Consider the following 17,580-nt stretch of genomic DNA (forward strand, 5'->3'; position numbering starts at 1 on the left):
GTTCCTCCTCAATCAAATCGGTCGAGATGTGTGGCTACGAATTCATTTGCGTAGTAGCAAATGAGGTTGACCAGCATTCCCACTGCCAAGTACGACTCCTTGTCCTGCTTCAAGGTCTTGAGCACATAGACGCGGGCGCGGCTTTTGAACGGGTCATCCCGCTCTTTGGACCAGTTGCCATACAGGAAGATATCTCCGTAGATACCCTCGCTGCTGCCGTAGGTCACTTCGCCTACCACATCGAACTCGCACCTGTAGAGCTTGTCGTACTTGCATGTGCTGCAGAGCAGGTCATAGTCCAGCTCACAGATCTTGCTGTACTCTTCATATCGAGGATCCGTCTTTGCCCGCGTGACCGCCTGCTCAAACATGTCCTTGACAGAAAAGTAGCGCTTCTCATCAGCCATCGTCATCACCCCCTTCCTCAGGATCTTCTTCCCGTTCGGAAGGCTGCACCTTAGGCCGCCCGGAGGCATCCTTGAAGATACAGTGTGGATTATCACAACGATTGCCGAGGTAGCACGGGAGCATGTCTGCTTCCTGATAGAATGGATGGCAGTAATAGCCGATCTGAGCTTCTACCGCGTTGATAGCGCCCTCTACAACATTGGCAATCATCTCATCGTCCCGTTGAGGAATGGATAACTCGAACTTCCTCGGCGGCGCCGATTTGGCTGTCAGGGCTACGATGAGTTCGTAGGCGGCATTATTGATCACGTCTTTCTTGGTCTTGCAATACCAGTCGAAATCCACGGGTTTCTTCACATTTCTTCCTCCTTTAGTGTGGGAGGCTACGCACGATCAGGTTCGTCAGCATCACCGGCAGTTCTTGGAGATTGGTGATGTCCAAATAGCCATCACCATAGATCCGCTCAATTCGCGGGCGGTCTTCACCAATGGCTGCCGCGTAGATTTTGACACCTTTTCGCGCATACTCCAGTTTGATCCCACGCAGATCAGCTTCTGCTGCAGATCCGGAGTAACCGTCATCATTTGGCTGCCCATCGCAGATGATCATGAGGATTTTCACCTCAGATGTCTGCTTAGAGAGTTTTTCCGCCACAAAGCGCAACGCAGCGCCGTCGCGGTTACAGTCTCTGGCACTCATGTCCATTAGCCGATAGCGGTTATTCTTATCGTAGGTATCGAAATCCGAGTAGGAAAACAGTTCAACATGTGAGCTCCAGGCGGTATGACCAACGACCAGCAGCGGGATACCAAGCGACTCGCAGAAGTCCTGGATCACAATGGCAGTTGCTCTGGCTCTGGTAATGCGGTCATTTGAACACATGGAGCCACTCTCGTCGATGAGCAGGCCAACGGAAAGGTTGATCGGCTCCGTCGGGAGTCGGGAATTATAGAAGATGCGGCCATCGTTCCGATAGAGCGCATGCTGATTAAGTCGTTTCCCAATCAGGAGTCCTGTCTGCTTCCCGCCCTGCCGCCGATCGCGGAGAGCGGAACTGACACTACGCTGCAATCGTTTGGAGAGCATTAAAAGCTCCGGAGCTACACGGTTATAGCTGTCGATGAGGTTCTGATCCACATGCGCCATACGACTGACGGTCACATGGATGTTGCGATGCGCGTTACCATATCGGATGGCATTCGCCTCTCGCTGCAGTTCCTCAGATAGTTCTTCTTCCAATTCCTCTGTCACCTTTTCCTCCGCCATGGAGGATAAGAGACGCTCAATGTCATCAGCTGCATGCTCATAATCGTTGCCTTCATACTCATTGTTCTGGTCAACGCCACCATTTCCACTACTTGTGATGCCATTCGTCAGATGGGCGGCAATACGGCTTGTCTCCTCAGCAATCACACGCTCGACCTGTGCCCGGATCGCGTTCATCTGACCGGGATTGGGAGTAAAGGTGCCATTACTGGGAACCGGCTTGGTTTTGATGGTGAAGTTAGCTGCCGCTTTCGGGAGTTGGCTGGAGAGGTCTTCCTCAACCGCCTGTTGTCCCTGCTGGCTGCCATCATTGTCATCATCGCCGCTGCCGGGCTGACCAGAACCACTCACGGAACCGCCTTTTGCGGTTTGCTGGGAGGATTGCTGCGCCTGCTGCTGGGCTTGCTTCTGTTTATCGCGCAGAGCGTCGAAGCAGCGCTGCATCATGGGCCAAAGATCCACAAGGATCCTATTGGCAGCCTCACAGCGGGATCTGGCATCGTCATCATAGACAGACTCATCGATCCAGGGGATATACTCATACAGCTTGTCGATGAACTCACCGGTGTAACCGGATAGGTTGTTGACCTCATGCGCCCTGACATACTGGATTAGGAGATTGACTACGATCGAATGGTCATAGTACTTGCGATTGATCATCTCCGTGATCTCCGGCATGGTATCCGCATAGCGTAGGTTATTGAGCGCGATCCCTTTGGCGGGGGAGCCAGGAAACTCATATGAGTACCTGGCATCCACATATCCGTCTTCTAAGATGTTGCTCAGCGCATGTGCTGTGCTCATGATGACCTGCATGGGGACTGTGTCTGTATCGTCTGTAAGCGCCTCAAGGATGTCTTTCGCATAGAGCTTTTGCATACTGTCCAGACCATCCGGCATCTTCGGATAGAATTTGCCTTTAGCGAGTCCGGCGAAGTAGCTATGCCAAACGCGCTCGTCGGTGAACAGGTTGTGACCGCACTCATGCGCATTCAGGCCTTCAAGACTCATGGAACGAAGGAGCCTCGAAGGGAAGCTCCAGGTAATGTGGTTACAGGCATTGATGTAGATCCCGTGGTAATCCGTGAAAGCAACGGTCTCATCATCATGATCTGCAACAACTCGCACACGCAGCGGACGCTTATAGCGTTTTGTCGCCGCTTCCGCAAGATCCGTCAAATACCCGTTATAGGCTCTGGAGGAGAAGAACTCCTCGTCAGTGATCTTGCTCTTGGCGTCGAGGATCCTCTTTCGGATTTGGCGGTGGGATGTTCTCATATGCACAGCCTCCCATCATGCCGGGATACTATCGCAGCTGATAGGGATCTCGCCGAGCATCGCGGAGAGTGCATCGCACATTCCCTCAAAGGACTGCTGCGGGTAGAACCAAAAGAGATGCTGCTGCACACCAGCCATGCTGATAATAAGCGGCATCTTGCTGGAAGCAGGATAGTTCTCCATAGGCTCCACCTGGACATTCGATGCGTCAGGCCCGAGTGCCATGTCAATGACCCACTTCACGAGCTGCGCCGCCTCCTCAGAGGTCATTGCTCGGTCAGTAGGCAGGTCGTAGCATGCCAGCGCGACAGCGACAGCAAAACGGATAAAGTACTCTCGATCAATTCTCATCAAATCACACCTCTTTTATCAAATCGTTTTGGAATACTGGGGTTCAAGGCAAGCGGAGATCAGCTCAGCACGATTATCCGGATCCGCTGAAGCGGAAGAGATGATCGTAGATAAGGCTGACTCATAAGGATCATTCGTCACCATCGTGGAGAGCACCCAACTCTTGAATTCACGCATACCGCAGCTGCCGTCCGTGATCATCGTTTGACGGCAACGCTCTGCAATATCGCGCACGACAATGGCCATCTTTGTCGCTTCCTGCTCATCGGTAAATCCGGTGACATTCATCACGCGCTTGACCATCGTGTTCAAATCAGGCGCTTCCATGTCGTAGATCAGATCCATTCGGGAGATCACGCTCTGGTTCATGTCGCGGCAGCCGGAGTAGTCGGAGTTTGTCGTAACAACAATGACTGTATCCGGATGGCGTCGCACACGCTCACCAGTCGGCAGAGTAATTACCTGGCAGTTGTCCAGCAAGGAATTCAAGCCGACTAAGACACCTGGATTCGCGATACAGGAAGGTTCCTGCAGCTCACAGACATACCCATGCCTAATCGCCTCGACGAGAGGCGTATCCACATAACGGATGCGCTGGCCAGCAGGATCCTCTTTCTCCATGAGATTGCCAACGGCAATCTCAATGAGTTTCTGCAGCACATCATCTTCCGTCTTGGACTCATCGTATTCGCCGGTCAGCATCATATAGACACTGGGCGGATGCATGGTGATGTCGGAGATCTTCGGGAGATCCTCGATAGGAGTACTGCCATGAAAGCCGTTGGTATCAGGAATAAACTGTCCAACCAAGTCGGTAATCTCCGTATTGGCACTACAGGTCATCAGGGTATAAGGCAGATTTAAGCCAGCAGCGATAGCCTGTGCGCCCATAGTCTTGCCGGTACCCGCCTCACCGCGAAACAGGAAGTTTCGCATTGGCTGGTTGGATGCCGTCGTCGCTTTGGCATGCTCGCACACGCGAACGACCTCTTTGGGAATGATGTACCAGTCGGGCAGCGTGGGTACCATTGCCTTCTCCCGATCTGTGAGGATCCGATTAGAGAGTGCGTACTTTCCGACAAAGTCTTCCTTCTGAAACGAGGTGGCTTTTGCCGTAGCGTTACCTGACAGCTGCATGATGGTGAAGTTGCCATAAGAGGCACCAGTCGGCGCATAGTTCCCGCTATCCATTGCCATCTGTGTGATGACTGAGATATTGCCAGTAGTGGGAATGGAGATCTTGACGCCATCCGTACCCAACTGCTTGCTGTTCTCAATTCGACGATAGACATTGTCGCAGAGGACAAGCGCACATTCGAACGCAGCGTCCATATCAGCCCAACCGTTCTCGTAATGTGAGGTGAACTCCTGAAATTTCTGGCGGAACTCATCATCTTCATTGAGAACGGGCATCAGGCAGAATAGCAGGGCAGATCCAGAACCATTACCAGCGCCCAAAGAATAGGGCTTCAGAACCTGCGAGCCGTCCTCAATCTGTACCGCGCTGAACTTGCCGGTAACTGGATTGAATACGACACAATCGGTCTTGTTGGCAGATCGGTACTCGCTGATCCGGTAGGTATTGCCTTGATGACCGATGGCACCGAGGTCATCCACACTCTGCCCATTCTCCGTTGCGCTCACCAGCTTTGCATAGGCCAGCAGCGCGCGAAGAGTAGGTGCGTGGAGTGTAGCCTTCTGAGCGGTACTGGAAGTGTTGTACTGCGAAAAGCCCATCGGTTTTGCTCCGGAGTATTTTGGGTCATCAAAAGGCGGTGGGAGCTGGAGCCGGAAAGTCCAAGATTCGAAAAGCTTCGTCTTTGCCATAATTACACCTCATCATGATCAATTAAGGCCAGGACACAGCAAGTTCCTGGCCACGCACTTCTGCAGAGATATCATCTTCGCGAGCGAGTACACAAAGATCGTCCCAAGCGGGGCGAGGGGGAAAGTCAGGGATGGTATCTACCGTCTGTTCCTTTCCCTCGACGGTAACGAGGACATCACCATTTTCATGAATGGCAAGCCGCTTGTGGCCTTGCACATTCAGCTCATCGATCAATACGCTGAGTAGAGCAATACCTGTTTCCGTGTACCATTGCTTCACATCGTTACGAGAGAGAATGTCCTTTTCCTCCAAGTCTTCATCACTCTTCGGCTGCACCTCTGCTTCAGCAAGAGGCACGAGCTGAATGAGCGCGATTTCCAGCTTCCCAGACGCGCTCAGTGTCACCTCCCCAAAATTGAAGGGGTCACAGTGATAGAGCTTGATACGTTTCGTACAGCCTCTGTTGATATCTTCCGATGAAGGACGCGTATCCCAAAGCCATGATACTGTGGGATAGCTCTGCTTCAGCTGCTCCATGATTCGATAATTGACCTGTCTGAGCAAGCTCAGTCGGGTATCATCATCTGCTTCTTGCGGAGTCTCCGTTAGCGGTTTGGTCTCCTGCTTCGCAGGAAAGGCCTTTTGCTCTGCGGGCATCTTTTTGCAGTGTTTTCTATGCGAGCGAAATAGCTTCGAGATCACGAAACACACCCAGACAAAAAGCGCAACGCAAGCGATCCATTGGAATATGGGGCGCTTGAAGATCGCGCAGAGAAACAGACAGGGTACAACAAGAACCCTCAGCAGGGTCCATGCGTCAATTCGGCTTTTGACAGCCACAAATAGTCAGTCCTTTCGTATGTAGATTTTGGAATGGACAAAACAAAATGGGCTGCAAGCATTCACAACACTTACAGCCCATATATGTATGTCCAGATCAGAGGGGGAGGTCGTCATCGTCATCGCCACTTGGAATCGTCTGCTCCGGGCGTACCTTACCGGTGCTCTTCTGTGCGGTTTTTGTCGTACCCTGCGAAGAGTCCGCCTCATCGCCTTTCGGCTTTGAACCAGTAAAGTGCCACTCGAGGACACTGACATCCGCAGAGATCTGACGGATGCCATCATCCGTCTCGTAGGGACGCAGATTCAGATTACCGATGATCTCGATCAGACGGCCCTTCTTGATGCCGGCCTTCTGCATCCGATTGGCGATGTACTCGCTTGCGGTGCAGTTGAAGAAAGAGGCGTTGTCCTGATTTCCATATTTTGTGTTGACCACAAATCGGAATGTGCAGTAGTCTCCATTCTTTCCGCTCTTGATCTCCGGATCGGTGACCAGACGGCCCTCCATAATGATGGTTGCGTGCATAATTCTTTTCCTTTCTGCCTTACGGCTTAAAATATTCCAAACACCTTACGGTGCGTGGTTCAAAAGTTGCCAGCTGTTGCTTGGCATAGAAAAAGACAGACGCAGGTTGAATCTTTCAAACCGCAAGTCTGTCTAATATGCCTGCGTAAATGACACAGGCTCACATCTTAAAAAGCTCCCTGAGGAGAAGACATCTAATAAAGAACACTGTAAGCATAGCATTCCTATGATGCGCATTCCAGAGTACCTAAATCTGCTTGCTTGTAGAAAAAGAGAGTTCTTCAAAGCCAAATACAGTCGAGGACGGCTGAAGGGTCTCCGGGAGATTCGGGAGATCATTGGTCTGTTTTTTGAGGTAAAATCGATATAAGCTTCCAGCTTTGAGTTTATATCGTCCATCCAGAACCCGCTGTACGTGGCTTCCATTCTCCAGCTCCAGAACGATGGCGTGGCGCTTTCTATGAATATTGACCTGCTCTTGGACAAGCAGTCCCTCGAGACACTCGTACTGCTGCCTGCTCACCTGTCGGTAGAAAGAACACGCCTTCACACCGCCCGTAATCGCTACACCGGCGGACAGAATAAGCAACTTATGGTCATGTGAGATCATGGCAAAGATGACTCCCAAAACCGTGATCGACAGAATCGAGAATATCAGCTTGGCAAAACGAATAGCGATAGGGTTTGGCATTTTCATGGAATACTCCTTTCTCTACCGATATGGCAGGACAAAATGAGGGCCGGAAAGATTCTCTCCTTTCCGGCCCGTGATACTATGCGTGTTCAAGAATGACCTGGCGTGTCAAATACAAGTTCGTGGTTGCTTCCAGCACATCCTGCCTATGATTTGAAAGGCTGCATGCGTTGTTTAGCCGCGCCTGGTTGTCAGATTCTTCCGTATAAATGGCGGAAATCACTTTGTCGGCCGAGCTGACATCTCGAACATCGTTTTCAAAGCATCGTACCAGCTCAGGGACGCTCAGCGGCGTCTGGGTAACCAACTTCATGATTCGCTGTTCCGCTTCTGTACCCTTATCTGGCTGCAGGAGGTAGACGGCCTCAAAGAAGTTGACTTTACCTTGCTTGAGCAGCTTTGCGATATTCAGCAAGCGCCGTGTACCCTGAACACCCCGCAGCGGTATGACATAGGTATCATAAAGCATGTTGTAGAGCGCATCCGCACCGGTGTATCCAACACCTTTGATGATGAGCTTTCGCTTTACGAGCATCTCGAGTGCCTTCTCAAATCCGGAGGGATCCAATTTCACTTCCTCCATCTTTTCAAAATATTTCTTGCGGAGCTCGTCATGCGTCAGGACATCCCACAGCAACATACTCCAGATACTGAACTCCGGAATAGAAACTGGCTGGAGCTTCCCAAGCCGCATAATATAAGGCATATCTTTGCCGTCTTCATTGCGAATCTGATAACTGCCAGCGGCAGCATAGAATGTCATCATAATGCTCTCCTCCTCAGCCATTCTGTTCTTTCTTACGAAGATACGAGACGAAGAACAACAACTCAATACAGGATTTCCAATAATGCTGGCTCGTTACGGAGCTTGCTGCGAGCACGCGAGATCCATGCGTTGACGTTATTTACGCTCGTATCATAGTGTTTTGCAATCTCCGTGGCCTCATAGCCCTTCAGCTTCATCTCGATGGCTTCCACACCTTTTCGAGCGACGCCATTGTATTTCTCCTTACAGGCAGCAAGCGCAGACATAGCGGTGGCATCCGTTACGGTCTCATCAAAATCAACAGAAGTGCAAGTCAGCATATCGAGAAGAGAGGCATTTTCATCTTCGCTGATCTCTACACTTCTTTCCAGTCGGTAGTTCATTGCGCGGCAGTGATCAACGATGGCATTGTAAATGTACCGGCAGGCGAAAGGTGCAAAAGCTCCCATATCCGGCTGATACTTCAGCGCCGCTCTGCAGATAGCCTCGCAACCAATGGCGTAAAAGTCATCATAGGTCAGGAGTGGACGGTTCGGAATGGAAATGCGCGTGCGGATGACCCAGTTGACCAGGTCCAAATTCTCCAGCACCAGGGCGTCTTGATAATCAGTCATGTCGAGCACCTCCTTTATGCGACACAGTTGTTTCTGGCAAGTACTTCATTGCAGAGGCGGATCAGCTCACGGCATCGATACTCACTGCACATGCCGATGTGAGCGTCACGCAGGCTAAGTCCGAATGAATCCGCGAACCAGCGATAAGCTTCTTCACGAGTCATGATCCCGTTCTTCCAGATAAGGTCGAACTTTCGATGAGCCTGAATACGGAGATTCCGAAGATTCCCATTCGCCGGCACACCCATTGGTTTGTCAGTATTCGGGTGTGCCGCAACATAGGTGTTACAGGCGGGATAGTTGTGACATACATAGAGCTTTCGGTCAGATTTCGCATCATGATAGATTTCGGATGCAGGTCTCAGGATCATGGCCGCCCCGCAATGCGGACAGCGGAAGGATCTACTGCGCTGGGCTCGGGCCTTTCTTTTTTTCAAAATGGTCATCTCCTTTTTTGCGTTCTACTAGAGTTCACTCAAAAAACAGGGGGGTACCCCCCGTCGCTTTGAAAAGAAATTTGTAAACTTTTTGTGAACGGACGAAAAAGAGCTATTGCACGCAAAATGCAATAGCTCTAAAACGGGATATTGAGTTCTGTAGGATAAGTCAAACTTGAAGCGGAGGCTTAACCGTGTTAGGCAAAGGTTGTCCTTTCTATTGGACAGGTTTTATGCTATGATATCATTGCCTTGCAGAAAACGGCTTGACCGAGTTGAAAGGATGATGAACATATGCCTCGCTCCTCATTTCAGAAGCTGAAGATTATCTACATCATGGAGTACCTGCTGAAGAACTCAGATGAAGACCATGCCGTAACCACCAGCCAGATCATTGCCTACCTGAAGTCTCATGATATTACTGCGGAGAGAAAGACGATCTATAGTGATATCGATGCTCTACGAGATTTTGGATTGGACATCATCCAGGTATCTGAGGGGAACAATCACGGCTACTACGTGGCAAGCCGTGACTTTGAACTACCGGAGCTCAAGCTCCTCGTGGATAGCGTCCAATCCTCGAAATTTATTACCCATAAGAAAACGCTGTCCCTGATCAAAAAGATTGAAAAGCTGGCCAGCATTCATAGCGCACAACTGCTCAACCGGCAGGTATTCGTGAAGAACAGGATCAAGACGATGAATGAGTCCATCTACTATAATGTCGATGAGATTCATAACGGCATCTCAAGTAATCGGAAGATCCGGTTCCTGTATTTCGAGTATAATGTCGCCAAGGAGCGCGTGTACCGACATGGTGGAGCTTATTATGTTGTCAGCCCATTTGCAATGACATGGGACGATGAGAACTACTACATGGTGGCCTTTGATTCTGCTGCAGGGATCATCAAACACTACCGCGTCGATAAGATGGAAAAGATCACCGTTCTGGATGAAGAACGAGATGGTCAGGACGCTTACGAGGCGCTCGATATGGCCGTCTATGCGCGTAAGACATTCGGCATGTTCACCGGCGAGGAGGTCAAGGTTCATCTCCGTTTCGAAAATCATCTCGTGGGCGCCGTACTCGACCGTCTCGGGCGGGATGTGATCTTAGTCCCGGATGGAGAAGATCACTTTACAGTATGGACAGATGTGATCGTCAGCCCACAGTTCTTTGCGTGGCTCTGCGGGTTTCAGACGGCGGCGAAGGTCATTGGGCCTGATGATGTAGTCAAGCAGATGGCGGAGCACGTCAAGTCGATTGCCGAGCAATACGAATAACGCCTGAATTATGGAAGCGGAGGAGCTATATATGTCCTACCCAAAACCACTATCTGAGAAATCTCTAGAGCGCCTATATACACAGGCGGGTTTATCAACGGAAACATGTGCTTTCCTCCATTCTCTATTCGCCGCCTGTGCAAATCTATATGGCACCATCGCCCTTCGCGATGTATGGTCGGTTTATCAGGAGCTAAAAAGCGATGTGCCGCGGATTCATCGACGCGATCTTATCGCCTTTTCCTCTATTGTCCGTCGAGAGGTGCAACCCTATTGGGTTTATGAGATTGAAGAACTGTACACGGAAGAACCGCACAATGATCTGGATCGGCACATCGTATCAAAAGAAGTGATTGGTGCTGGCTATGGTAAGATGTTTTCCTTCTATGCACTGATGGACGAGCGCGATGATCGCCCCTATTGTGTCCCCGATGATTTTCTCTCATATGCGGAACCAACAGCATCTGTAGAGGAGAAATCACTCGCAGATTTTATTGGGAACCTGAAGTCCACGGCGATGGAGTGCGCCCCAAAACAACGTAAAACCTATCCGAATGAGAATCGCGGGAAGAAATTAAACGAGTTTTCTTTTCTCAATTTGAACGAGCGGTTCAATTTGGATTATTACAAGAAAGTCCCCGCCACTTATTCTGCCCTGTTGGCAGAGTACAGCGGTACAGAGGCGGAAAAGATTATGCGGTTTCATCGGCGAGCCGAGAATGTTGGTCATCTGCGCACAACGGATATGATCCAGAATATGCTGATTGAATTGTGCGAGGTAGGTGTCCGCCTGACGGAAAAGCAGCAAGATACTCTTATGCAGCTCATCGTGCAGTATCACAATGGAAGCCGCTTGTGGTGTACCTGCGGTTGGAAACCGGATGAGCTGGCAGCTAAGTTTAACGGTATCGGAGCATTCCCTGGTCAGGAGGCATCATCTCCAGAGGGAATGATGGATGAGAAAGATATCATTCGCAAGATGAAAGAGTTGGGACTGAAGGTCTTGGAGTGAGCAACATGTCAACCATTGAGCAAACACTTTTACGCCTACAACAGTCTGCTTTCCGCGCAAAGTTCCATTTGAGTGAAAAGGACAGGCAGTACATAATGGGCAAGGGCATGGAAACCATTCAGCATCATGCGGCCGACTTCATCAGAACGCGGATTGCGCCGGCGATCATCCCAAATGACGGCAAACAGACACCGATGCGCGGGCATCCAGTGTTTATAGCCCAGCATGCCTGCGCCTGCTGCTGTCGCAGCTGCTTAAACAAGTGGTATCATGTTCCGATAGGGCGTGAGCTGACGGAGGATGAGCAGAAACGCATCGTGAGGTTGCTGATGGCATGGATCGAGCGACAGCTTGCAACGGATGCGAAATAGCGAGAAATTGAGGTGACAACTATGTCTACGATTGGAAATATTCTTTGGTTCCTATTTGGAGGATTGATTGGCGGGCTTGCCTGGGTACTGGCCGGCTGTCTTTGGTGCATTACCATCATCGGCATACCCGTTGGCCTGCAATGCTTCAAATTCGCAAGTCTCGCCTTTTTCCCATTTGGGAAAGAAGTTGTGTATGGCGGTGGAGGCTTTTCCTTCCTCGTCAACCTAATTTGGATCATTTTCTTTGGCCTTGAGATGGCAATCGGATACTGCATTCTGGGCTGTCTCTGGTGCATCACGATCCTTGGCATTCCAATCGGAAAGCAATGCTTCAAAATGGCCAAGCTGTCTTTAATGCCCTTCGGGGCATCGGTCGTGTAAAGCAATATTGTATGCGACCGCTCCCACATGGCCTTTTTCCAATCCGCGAAAAAAGCAACGACTCTAATGAGAACACTCTCAATCGATTGAGGAGGATAAGACATGGGAGAGATCATCAATACGAATACCGCTATAGAGACTCAGCCTGGCGGTGATACGGTGGCATTATTGGATATTACCCAAAGCCTCTTGGCGGATGCAAGGATTGCTCTGAACAGCAGCGGTGTGTTAAGCGTTCCTATTGCGGAACTCTCTACGCTTGGCGCTGGAGTCTCTTCGCTCATCCCTGCGTTGAATACTGTTACGCAGACGACGAGCATCGCAGCAGATGGCTTCTATACCATAGCCAATGCTGGTGTCGGTGATGTACTGAAAGCGGCAAAGAACGGAAACTTCTGGGCCTCACTCAAAACTGCGGATGGAGCGTCTAAAATGGTTCAGCTGCAGGAAGCAGGAGCAATTACCGCTACCACACAGACAGCGGCAGCATTCAATCCCGCCACTATGATGATGGCGGTCGCACTATTCTCAATCGAACAGGAACTTGGGGAAATTGAGGATATGCAGAGGCAGATCATCTCGTTCCTTGAAATTGAAAAGGAATCTGAGATAGAAGCGGATGTTGAAAGTCTCATGAGCATCATCAAAAAGTATAAGGACAACTGGGACAATGAACGTTTTGTCAGCGGCAATCATAATCAAGTCCTTACCTACCAGAATCGCGCACGCAAAAACATGCTTGGTTATCAGAAGAAGATCGTTGAGTCGATTGGGAAGAAGCCGCATATCGTCACACAGGCTGGCGTAAAGCAGGCGTTCGCCTCTTTGGAGAGGAAATTCAAATACTATCGCTTGTCCCTTTATACATTCTCACTGTCATCTCTCATGGAGGTCATGCTCAGCGGCAATTTCAAAGAATCCTATATTTCCGGGATTCGGGATGAACTGCAGCAGATGTCGGACGCTTACCACGATTTGTTCGAGGAGAGCTCACACTATTTAGAGAAACTGAGTAACTCAGCAGTAGATGCTAATGTCATGAAAGGTATCGGCACGGCAGGAAATGCAGTCGGGAAATTCATTGGAAGTATCCCTCTTGTAAAAGAGGGGCCAGTTGATGAATTCCTTCAGGATGGCGGGATACACTTGAAGAAGAGTGCTCTCGATATGGAAAAGGATGCCGTACACCGGTTCGCTTTCATAGGCAATCCTGGCACACGGATGTTCATGGAAAAGATGGATGAGATGATCCAGATCTATAACCGTACCGAGCAAATCTGCTTCGATGATAAAAAGATATATCTATTGCCAAAGAAGCTCGCCGTTTGATCACTCAAAAGGCAGCTATCACAGGAGGTCCATTTATGCCGCTCCAGATCGTAAGAAATGACATCACAAAAATGAAGGTTGACGCAATCGTCAATGCCGCAAACAGTTCCCTCTTGGGTGGTGGCGGCGTAGATGGCTGCATTCATCGTGCCGCCGGCCCGGAACTCCTGGCCGAATGTGAAATGCTCAATGGATGCAAAACTGGTAGTGCTAAGATAACAAAGGGATATAAGCTGCCATGCAAATATGTAATCCATGCGGTTGGCCCTCGCTGGTGCGGTGGGCAGTATGGGGAGCATGACAAGCTTGTCTCGTGCTACCAGACGTCACTCGCGCTCGCAAAGGAGCATGGTTGCGAGTCGGTCGCATTCCCTCTGATCTCCTCGGGAATCTTCGGCTATCCAAAGGATGAGGCGCTCAAAGTAGCTATCGACACGATCAGCAGTTTTCTGCTTGAAAATGATATGATGGTTTACATCGTCATCTTCGATCGCAAGGCGTATCAGATCAGCAGCAAGTTGTTTGTGGACATCAACGCCTACATAGACGACCGATATGTCGAAGAGCATCGAGACAGCTATGCTGAGCGGATCAGCCGGCTGCATAGCCTTGCAGCGGAAGAGAGCTGCCCTATCCCCGCTGCCCCTATGGTAACAAAGGCAGCATCCCTGGACGATGCGCTGAAGCAGATCGACGAGAGCTTTTCCGAGATGCTTCTGCGTAAGATTGATGAGTGTGGCATGACGGATGCAGAGTGCTATAAGAAGGCCAACATCGATCGAAAGCTGTTCTCAAAGATTCGGACGGATAAGCTCTATCGACCATCAAAGCCTACTGTGATTGCCTTTGCGCTTGCACTCGAATTGCCGCTTGACGAATTGGAGGATATGCTCTCGAAAGCAGGATTTGCCCTGTCGCACTCCAGCAAATTCGACATCATCGTGGAGTATTTTGTCGAGCGAGGAAACTACAATGTATTTGAGATCAATGAGGCGCTGTTTGCATTCGATCAAAGCCTGATTGGCGCATAATAGTTATCAGGTGCTGCGACTTTTCGTCGGTGGAACCCTGATTGATATGCTATCTTTTCCGGAGGTGTGCTGCGATGGAACAAAAAGAGCTTGAGTATCTGCGTCAGGTAGAAGATCAAGCTTCACGGACAGGCTGGGTGTCTCCGTTGACTCGTGAGGACAAAGAGTATTTTTCCTATTTGCGTCAGGTCAGTAAGCGGTATAACATCGACATGTCCAAGGCAAATCGACTGGAATACAATTTCGTGATTCGTGTTGCAGAGAGCGAGTTTTACGCACATCACACATCCTGAGAAATCCAGAGACGCAAGCATCCTTGCTTGCGCCTTTCATTGAATTGTCGCTTAACAAGCGACCAAATGAAGCGAATATCAAAGTAAGATATGGCTGTAAGGTGAAACACCAAACAGCCATAATTTATTGGAGGTATTTGCAATGAATAAGAATCTGACTGAGATCGTCTTTATCCTTGACCGCAGCGGTTCCATGAGTGGACTTGAGTCCGACACAATCGGCGGCTTCAACGCCATGATTGAAAAGCAGAAGAAAGCTCCCGGCGAAGCGCTGGTCTCCACTATCCTCTTTGACAATGTCAGCGAAGTGATCCATGACCGCATCAATATCCGAGACATCAAGCCCATGACGGATAGCGAATACTGCGTGCGCGGCTGCACCGCCTTGTTGGATGCGATTGGAGGCGCGATCCACCACATCGGCAACGTCCACAAGTATGCGCGGGAGGAAGATGTTCCAGCGCACACCCTGTTTGTTATCACGACGGATGGAATGGAAAATGCAAGCCGTCTCTATGATAGCGCCCGTGTTAAACAGATGATCGAGCATGAGAAGAGCAAGTATGGTTGGGAATTCCTGTTCCTCGGCGCCAATATTGACGCCGTCGAGACGGCGAAGCATTTTGGTATTAGTGAAGACCGCGCGGTCAATTACCACTCCGACAGCGTGGGGACAAGACTGAACTATGAAGTGGTCAGCTGCGCGATTACAAGCATGAGAAGCGGAGCTCCTATGAGTGCCGATTGGAAAGCGCCAATTGAAGCGGACTATAAGACCCGGAAGGGTGAAAAAGACTAACCGCATCGATTTCGACACGGTTAGTACTATCTCCTAAGCCGCACCATGTAAATGGTGCGGCTTTTTCATTTGATGCATACTCGTCAGTTTACGTATGTATCAAAATATATATCAGCTCTATTGACACTTTTGCTCGTTGCGGATATAATAATGGTGAAGATCAAAATTGGAGGTCTATCATGAGAGATTACAGCAAGTACGAAAAGACACCCGTGTTATTCTCTGGGGCAGAAAAGAAGTTTGAAATCATCATTGACGGGTTTCGTTATATTGTTAAGTTTCAGAAGAATTCCGAAGTGGGCTTGACCTTCAATTATGTTTCTGAGTATTTGGGAAGCCATATTTTTCAACTTATTGGTATTCCCGTACAGGAAACCTTCCTTGGCACTTATGAGGGCAAGAATGTAGTCGTTATGAAGAATTTCTTAGAGCCCGAGGATGATCTTGTTGCCTTCAACGGTGTCGGCGAAAGCTCGCTGGAAAGAGACAAAGAGCTCTATCAGTACACTTATGAAGATATTACCGCAATGCTGCGGGAGAATATGAAGTCAACAAATGTCGAGGAGACAATCGACCGTTTCTGGGATATGTTCATCGTGGATGCTCTGATCGGCAATTTTGACCGGCATGGCGGGAACTGGGGCTTCATTAAGAAAGATAATCACTACCGGATCGCCCCGGTATATGACAATGGTTCAAGTCTGTATCCGAAGCTGAATACGGACGAGAAGCTGGAGGCCGTACTCTCCTCCGAGGAAGAAATTGACCAACGGATCTATAAGTTCCCCACCTCCCACATCAAGGTGAAGAATCGCAAAAGTTCCTATTTTGAAGTGATCAGCAGCTTGCAATTCGAAGCTTGCAATGATGCCCTAAAGCGAATTGTACCTCGCATCGATTTTAATCAAATCAATGCTCTTATTGACGAAGTGGAAGGGATCTCAGAGGTGCGTAAGCGTTTCTATAAAGTCATGCTGCAGCAACGGTATGAAAAGATCCTTATGTACGCATATCGCCAGTTGTAACATGGAAAGGAGCGGCTCATGAGGCCTGTTACGCATGATTACCAAAGTCTAAACGAATATACGTTTCCCCTGCAGGGAAAGCCCTATTACCGCAGCAGTGGCATAATCTATGCGGTGGATCGCACCGGCAATAAGTATGCTGTAGGGCGAGTTGATCTTGAGCGCTTTGATGATCAGAACTTCCAGTATGTCTTTACTCCTGAATGGAGTGTAATCGATACCCTGCCGTCCTCCATTTTCCAGGGTATTCCCGGACTCGACATGTCCATGCGGCTCGAGCGATACTATCGCGTTAATATGACGCCGTACTTCATTTCTGAGCGTACACCCAGCGAAAGTCGAGAGGATCTCTGGGAACTACTTGAAGCAGTTGGTCTGGATTACTATGATCGCTTTGAGTGGCTGCTCCGGACGGATATGCGCTGCGGTACCGATAACCTGATCGTTGAGCGGGCAGAAGCTGCTCGGACTATCACATTTGAATCGATCAACAGCCTGCCGCCCGATCTCCAGCCAACCGACCTTGTTACGATTCAGGGATTCCACAGCATCGCAAAGACCAACCACCAGCTCAGAAAGATTCTCCTTCAGATTTTGAGGAGTGGCGCTCATATCTGGGATGAAACAGACTCGCGGCAGCTCTCTGAAGAGGAATGCAGTCTGCTGCTAAACCTGCTCATGGTTCAGGAATCTATGGAGGCGAAGCAGAATAAGCAGCGTCACCAAGAAGGTGTCGCACAGGCAAAGAACAGCGGAAAATACGTTGGTCGGAAGAAGATTGCAGTCGATCCAAATCTGTTCCGCCAAATCGCCAAGGATTTCCGCAACCATAAAGTAACGGAAGAAGAAGCCATGCATCGTGCCGGTATCAGTTCGAGATCAACATTCTACAGGCGCCTGAAAGAGATATAGACTAAGAAACGAGAGGGTTCCCGCACATTGCGCTGCAGGAATCCTCTCTCTAGTTAATACAATGTCCACCAGTAGTCAAAAAGGCGCCGATAGTGGTTCCCCTTTCGGGGCAGATCCCTACAGTTCCGGGA

21 protein-coding genes are annotated in these 17,580 nt (G+C 49.7%); 10 read left to right on the top strand and 11 right to left on the bottom strand.

The genetic code is table 11. The annotated features are described in order from the left end of the window. Positions 1-8 precede the first annotated feature (8 nt). The 11 genes from H8S55_RS06370 to H8S55_RS06420 all read right to left on the bottom strand — a co-directional run bounded on the left by H8S55_RS06370 (position 9) and on the right by H8S55_RS06420 (position 9,012). Positions 9-407 carry a hypothetical protein gene (locus tag H8S55_RS06370; protein WP_186878258.1) on the bottom strand — a complete coding sequence of 133 codons (399 nt, stop codon included), beginning with the start codon at positions 405-407 and terminating at the stop codon, positions 9-11. Then, complete coding sequence (locus tag H8S55_RS06375; protein WP_186878259.1) at positions 400-765, bottom strand: hypothetical protein; 366 nt, start codon at positions 763-765, stop codon at positions 400-402. Before H8S55_RS06375 ends, H8S55_RS06370 begins: the two co-directional genes overlap by 8 nt. A gap of 13 nt (positions 766-778) precedes the next feature. Next, entirely contained in the window at positions 779-2,953 is a 2,175-nt protein-coding gene (locus tag H8S55_RS06380; protein ID WP_186878260.1) for a vWA domain-containing protein, read from the bottom strand. 15 nt (positions 2,954-2,968) lie between these two features. Next, complete coding sequence (locus tag H8S55_RS06385) at positions 2,969-3,304, bottom strand: hypothetical protein (protein ID WP_186878261.1); 336 nt, start codon at positions 3,302-3,304, stop codon at positions 2,969-2,971. An 18-nt stretch (positions 3,305-3,322) separates the two neighbouring features. Continuing rightward, complete coding sequence (locus tag H8S55_RS06390; protein WP_186878262.1) at positions 3,323-5,131, bottom strand: AAA family ATPase; 1,809 nt, start codon at positions 5,129-5,131, stop codon at positions 3,323-3,325. A gap of 22 nt (positions 5,132-5,153) precedes the next feature. Next, the gene (locus tag H8S55_RS06395; RefSeq protein WP_186878263.1) at positions 5,154-5,972 is read right to left on the bottom strand and encodes a hypothetical protein; all 819 of its coding nucleotides are present in this window, start codon (positions 5,970-5,972) and stop codon (positions 5,154-5,156) included. A 97-nt stretch (positions 5,973-6,069) separates the two neighbouring features. After that, entirely contained in the window at positions 6,070-6,501 is a 432-nt protein-coding gene (locus H8S55_RS06400) for a single-stranded DNA-binding protein (protein WP_186878264.1), read from the bottom strand. Between the two features lie 247 nt (positions 6,502-6,748). Next, positions 6,749-7,198 carry a hypothetical protein gene (locus H8S55_RS06405; protein ID WP_186878265.1) on the bottom strand — a complete coding sequence of 150 codons (450 nt, stop codon included), beginning with the start codon at positions 7,196-7,198 and terminating at the stop codon, positions 6,749-6,751. A gap of 76 nt (positions 7,199-7,274) precedes the next feature. Then, complete coding sequence (locus H8S55_RS06410) at positions 7,275-7,961, bottom strand: hypothetical protein (RefSeq protein WP_186878266.1); 687 nt, start codon at positions 7,959-7,961, stop codon at positions 7,275-7,277. A 62-nt stretch (positions 7,962-8,023) separates the two neighbouring features. Continuing rightward, positions 8,024-8,575, bottom strand: a complete 552-nt coding sequence (locus H8S55_RS06415; RefSeq protein ID WP_119347357.1) for a sigma-70 family RNA polymerase sigma factor — start codon at positions 8,573-8,575, stop codon at positions 8,024-8,026. A 14-nt stretch (positions 8,576-8,589) separates the two neighbouring features. Further along, positions 8,590-9,012 (bottom strand): zinc-finger-containing protein, encoded by a 423-nt coding sequence (locus tag H8S55_RS06420; protein WP_243200482.1) that lies wholly within the window; start codon positions 9,010-9,012, stop codon positions 8,590-8,592. A gap of 336 nt (positions 9,013-9,348) precedes the next feature. Here H8S55_RS06420 and H8S55_RS06425 point away from each other — a divergent pair, with 336 nt between their 5' ends. From H8S55_RS06425 to H8S55_RS06470, 10 genes are all read left to right on the top strand, one after another. Continuing rightward, positions 9,349-10,296: a helix-turn-helix transcriptional regulator gene (locus tag H8S55_RS06425; RefSeq protein WP_243200483.1), complete on the top strand. Its 948-nt coding sequence runs from the start codon at positions 9,349-9,351 to the stop codon at positions 10,294-10,296. A gap of 31 nt (positions 10,297-10,327) precedes the next feature. Then, positions 10,328-11,308, top strand: a complete 981-nt coding sequence (locus H8S55_RS06430; RefSeq protein ID WP_186878269.1) for a hypothetical protein — start codon at positions 10,328-10,330, stop codon at positions 11,306-11,308. A gap of 5 nt (positions 11,309-11,313) precedes the next feature. Beyond that, positions 11,314-11,679: a DUF4186 domain-containing protein gene (locus H8S55_RS06435; RefSeq protein ID WP_186878270.1), complete on the top strand. Its 366-nt coding sequence runs from the start codon at positions 11,314-11,316 to the stop codon at positions 11,677-11,679. A gap of 21 nt (positions 11,680-11,700) precedes the next feature. Continuing rightward, positions 11,701-12,060 carry a YccF domain-containing protein gene (locus H8S55_RS06440; protein WP_108979790.1) on the top strand — a complete coding sequence of 120 codons (360 nt, stop codon included), beginning with the start codon at positions 11,701-11,703 and terminating at the stop codon, positions 12,058-12,060. A 102-nt stretch (positions 12,061-12,162) separates the two neighbouring features. Next, positions 12,163-13,389 carry a hypothetical protein gene (locus H8S55_RS06445; RefSeq protein ID WP_207721783.1) on the top strand — a complete coding sequence of 409 codons (1,227 nt, stop codon included), beginning with the start codon at positions 12,163-12,165 and terminating at the stop codon, positions 13,387-13,389. A 35-nt stretch (positions 13,390-13,424) separates the two neighbouring features. Next, positions 13,425-14,420: an O-acetyl-ADP-ribose deacetylase gene (locus H8S55_RS06450; protein WP_186878271.1), complete on the top strand. Its 996-nt coding sequence runs from the start codon at positions 13,425-13,427 to the stop codon at positions 14,418-14,420. A gap of 74 nt (positions 14,421-14,494) precedes the next feature. Then, on the top strand, positions 14,495-14,713 hold the full coding sequence (locus tag H8S55_RS06455; protein WP_186878272.1) for a hypothetical protein: 219 nt from the start codon (positions 14,495-14,497) through the stop codon (positions 14,711-14,713). A 142-nt stretch (positions 14,714-14,855) separates the two neighbouring features. Beyond that, positions 14,856-15,512, top strand: a complete 657-nt coding sequence (locus H8S55_RS06460; protein ID WP_186878273.1) for a vWA domain-containing protein — start codon at positions 14,856-14,858, stop codon at positions 15,510-15,512. Between the two features lie 179 nt (positions 15,513-15,691). Then, a complete protein-coding gene (locus H8S55_RS06465) occupies positions 15,692-16,537 on the top strand; it encodes a HipA domain-containing protein (protein WP_186878274.1) in 846 nt (281 codons plus the stop codon). 18 nt (positions 16,538-16,555) lie between these two features. Next, positions 16,556-17,449, top strand: coding sequence for a recombinase family protein (locus H8S55_RS06470; protein ID WP_186878275.1), 894 nt, complete (start codon positions 16,556-16,558; stop codon positions 17,447-17,449). Positions 17,450-17,580 lie beyond the last annotated feature (131 nt).

Origin of the sequence: Flintibacter faecis, assembly GCF_014287875.1 — a bacterium.
Classification (GTDB): Bacteria; Bacillota; Clostridia; order Oscillospirales; family Oscillospiraceae; genus Lawsonibacter; species Lawsonibacter faecis_A.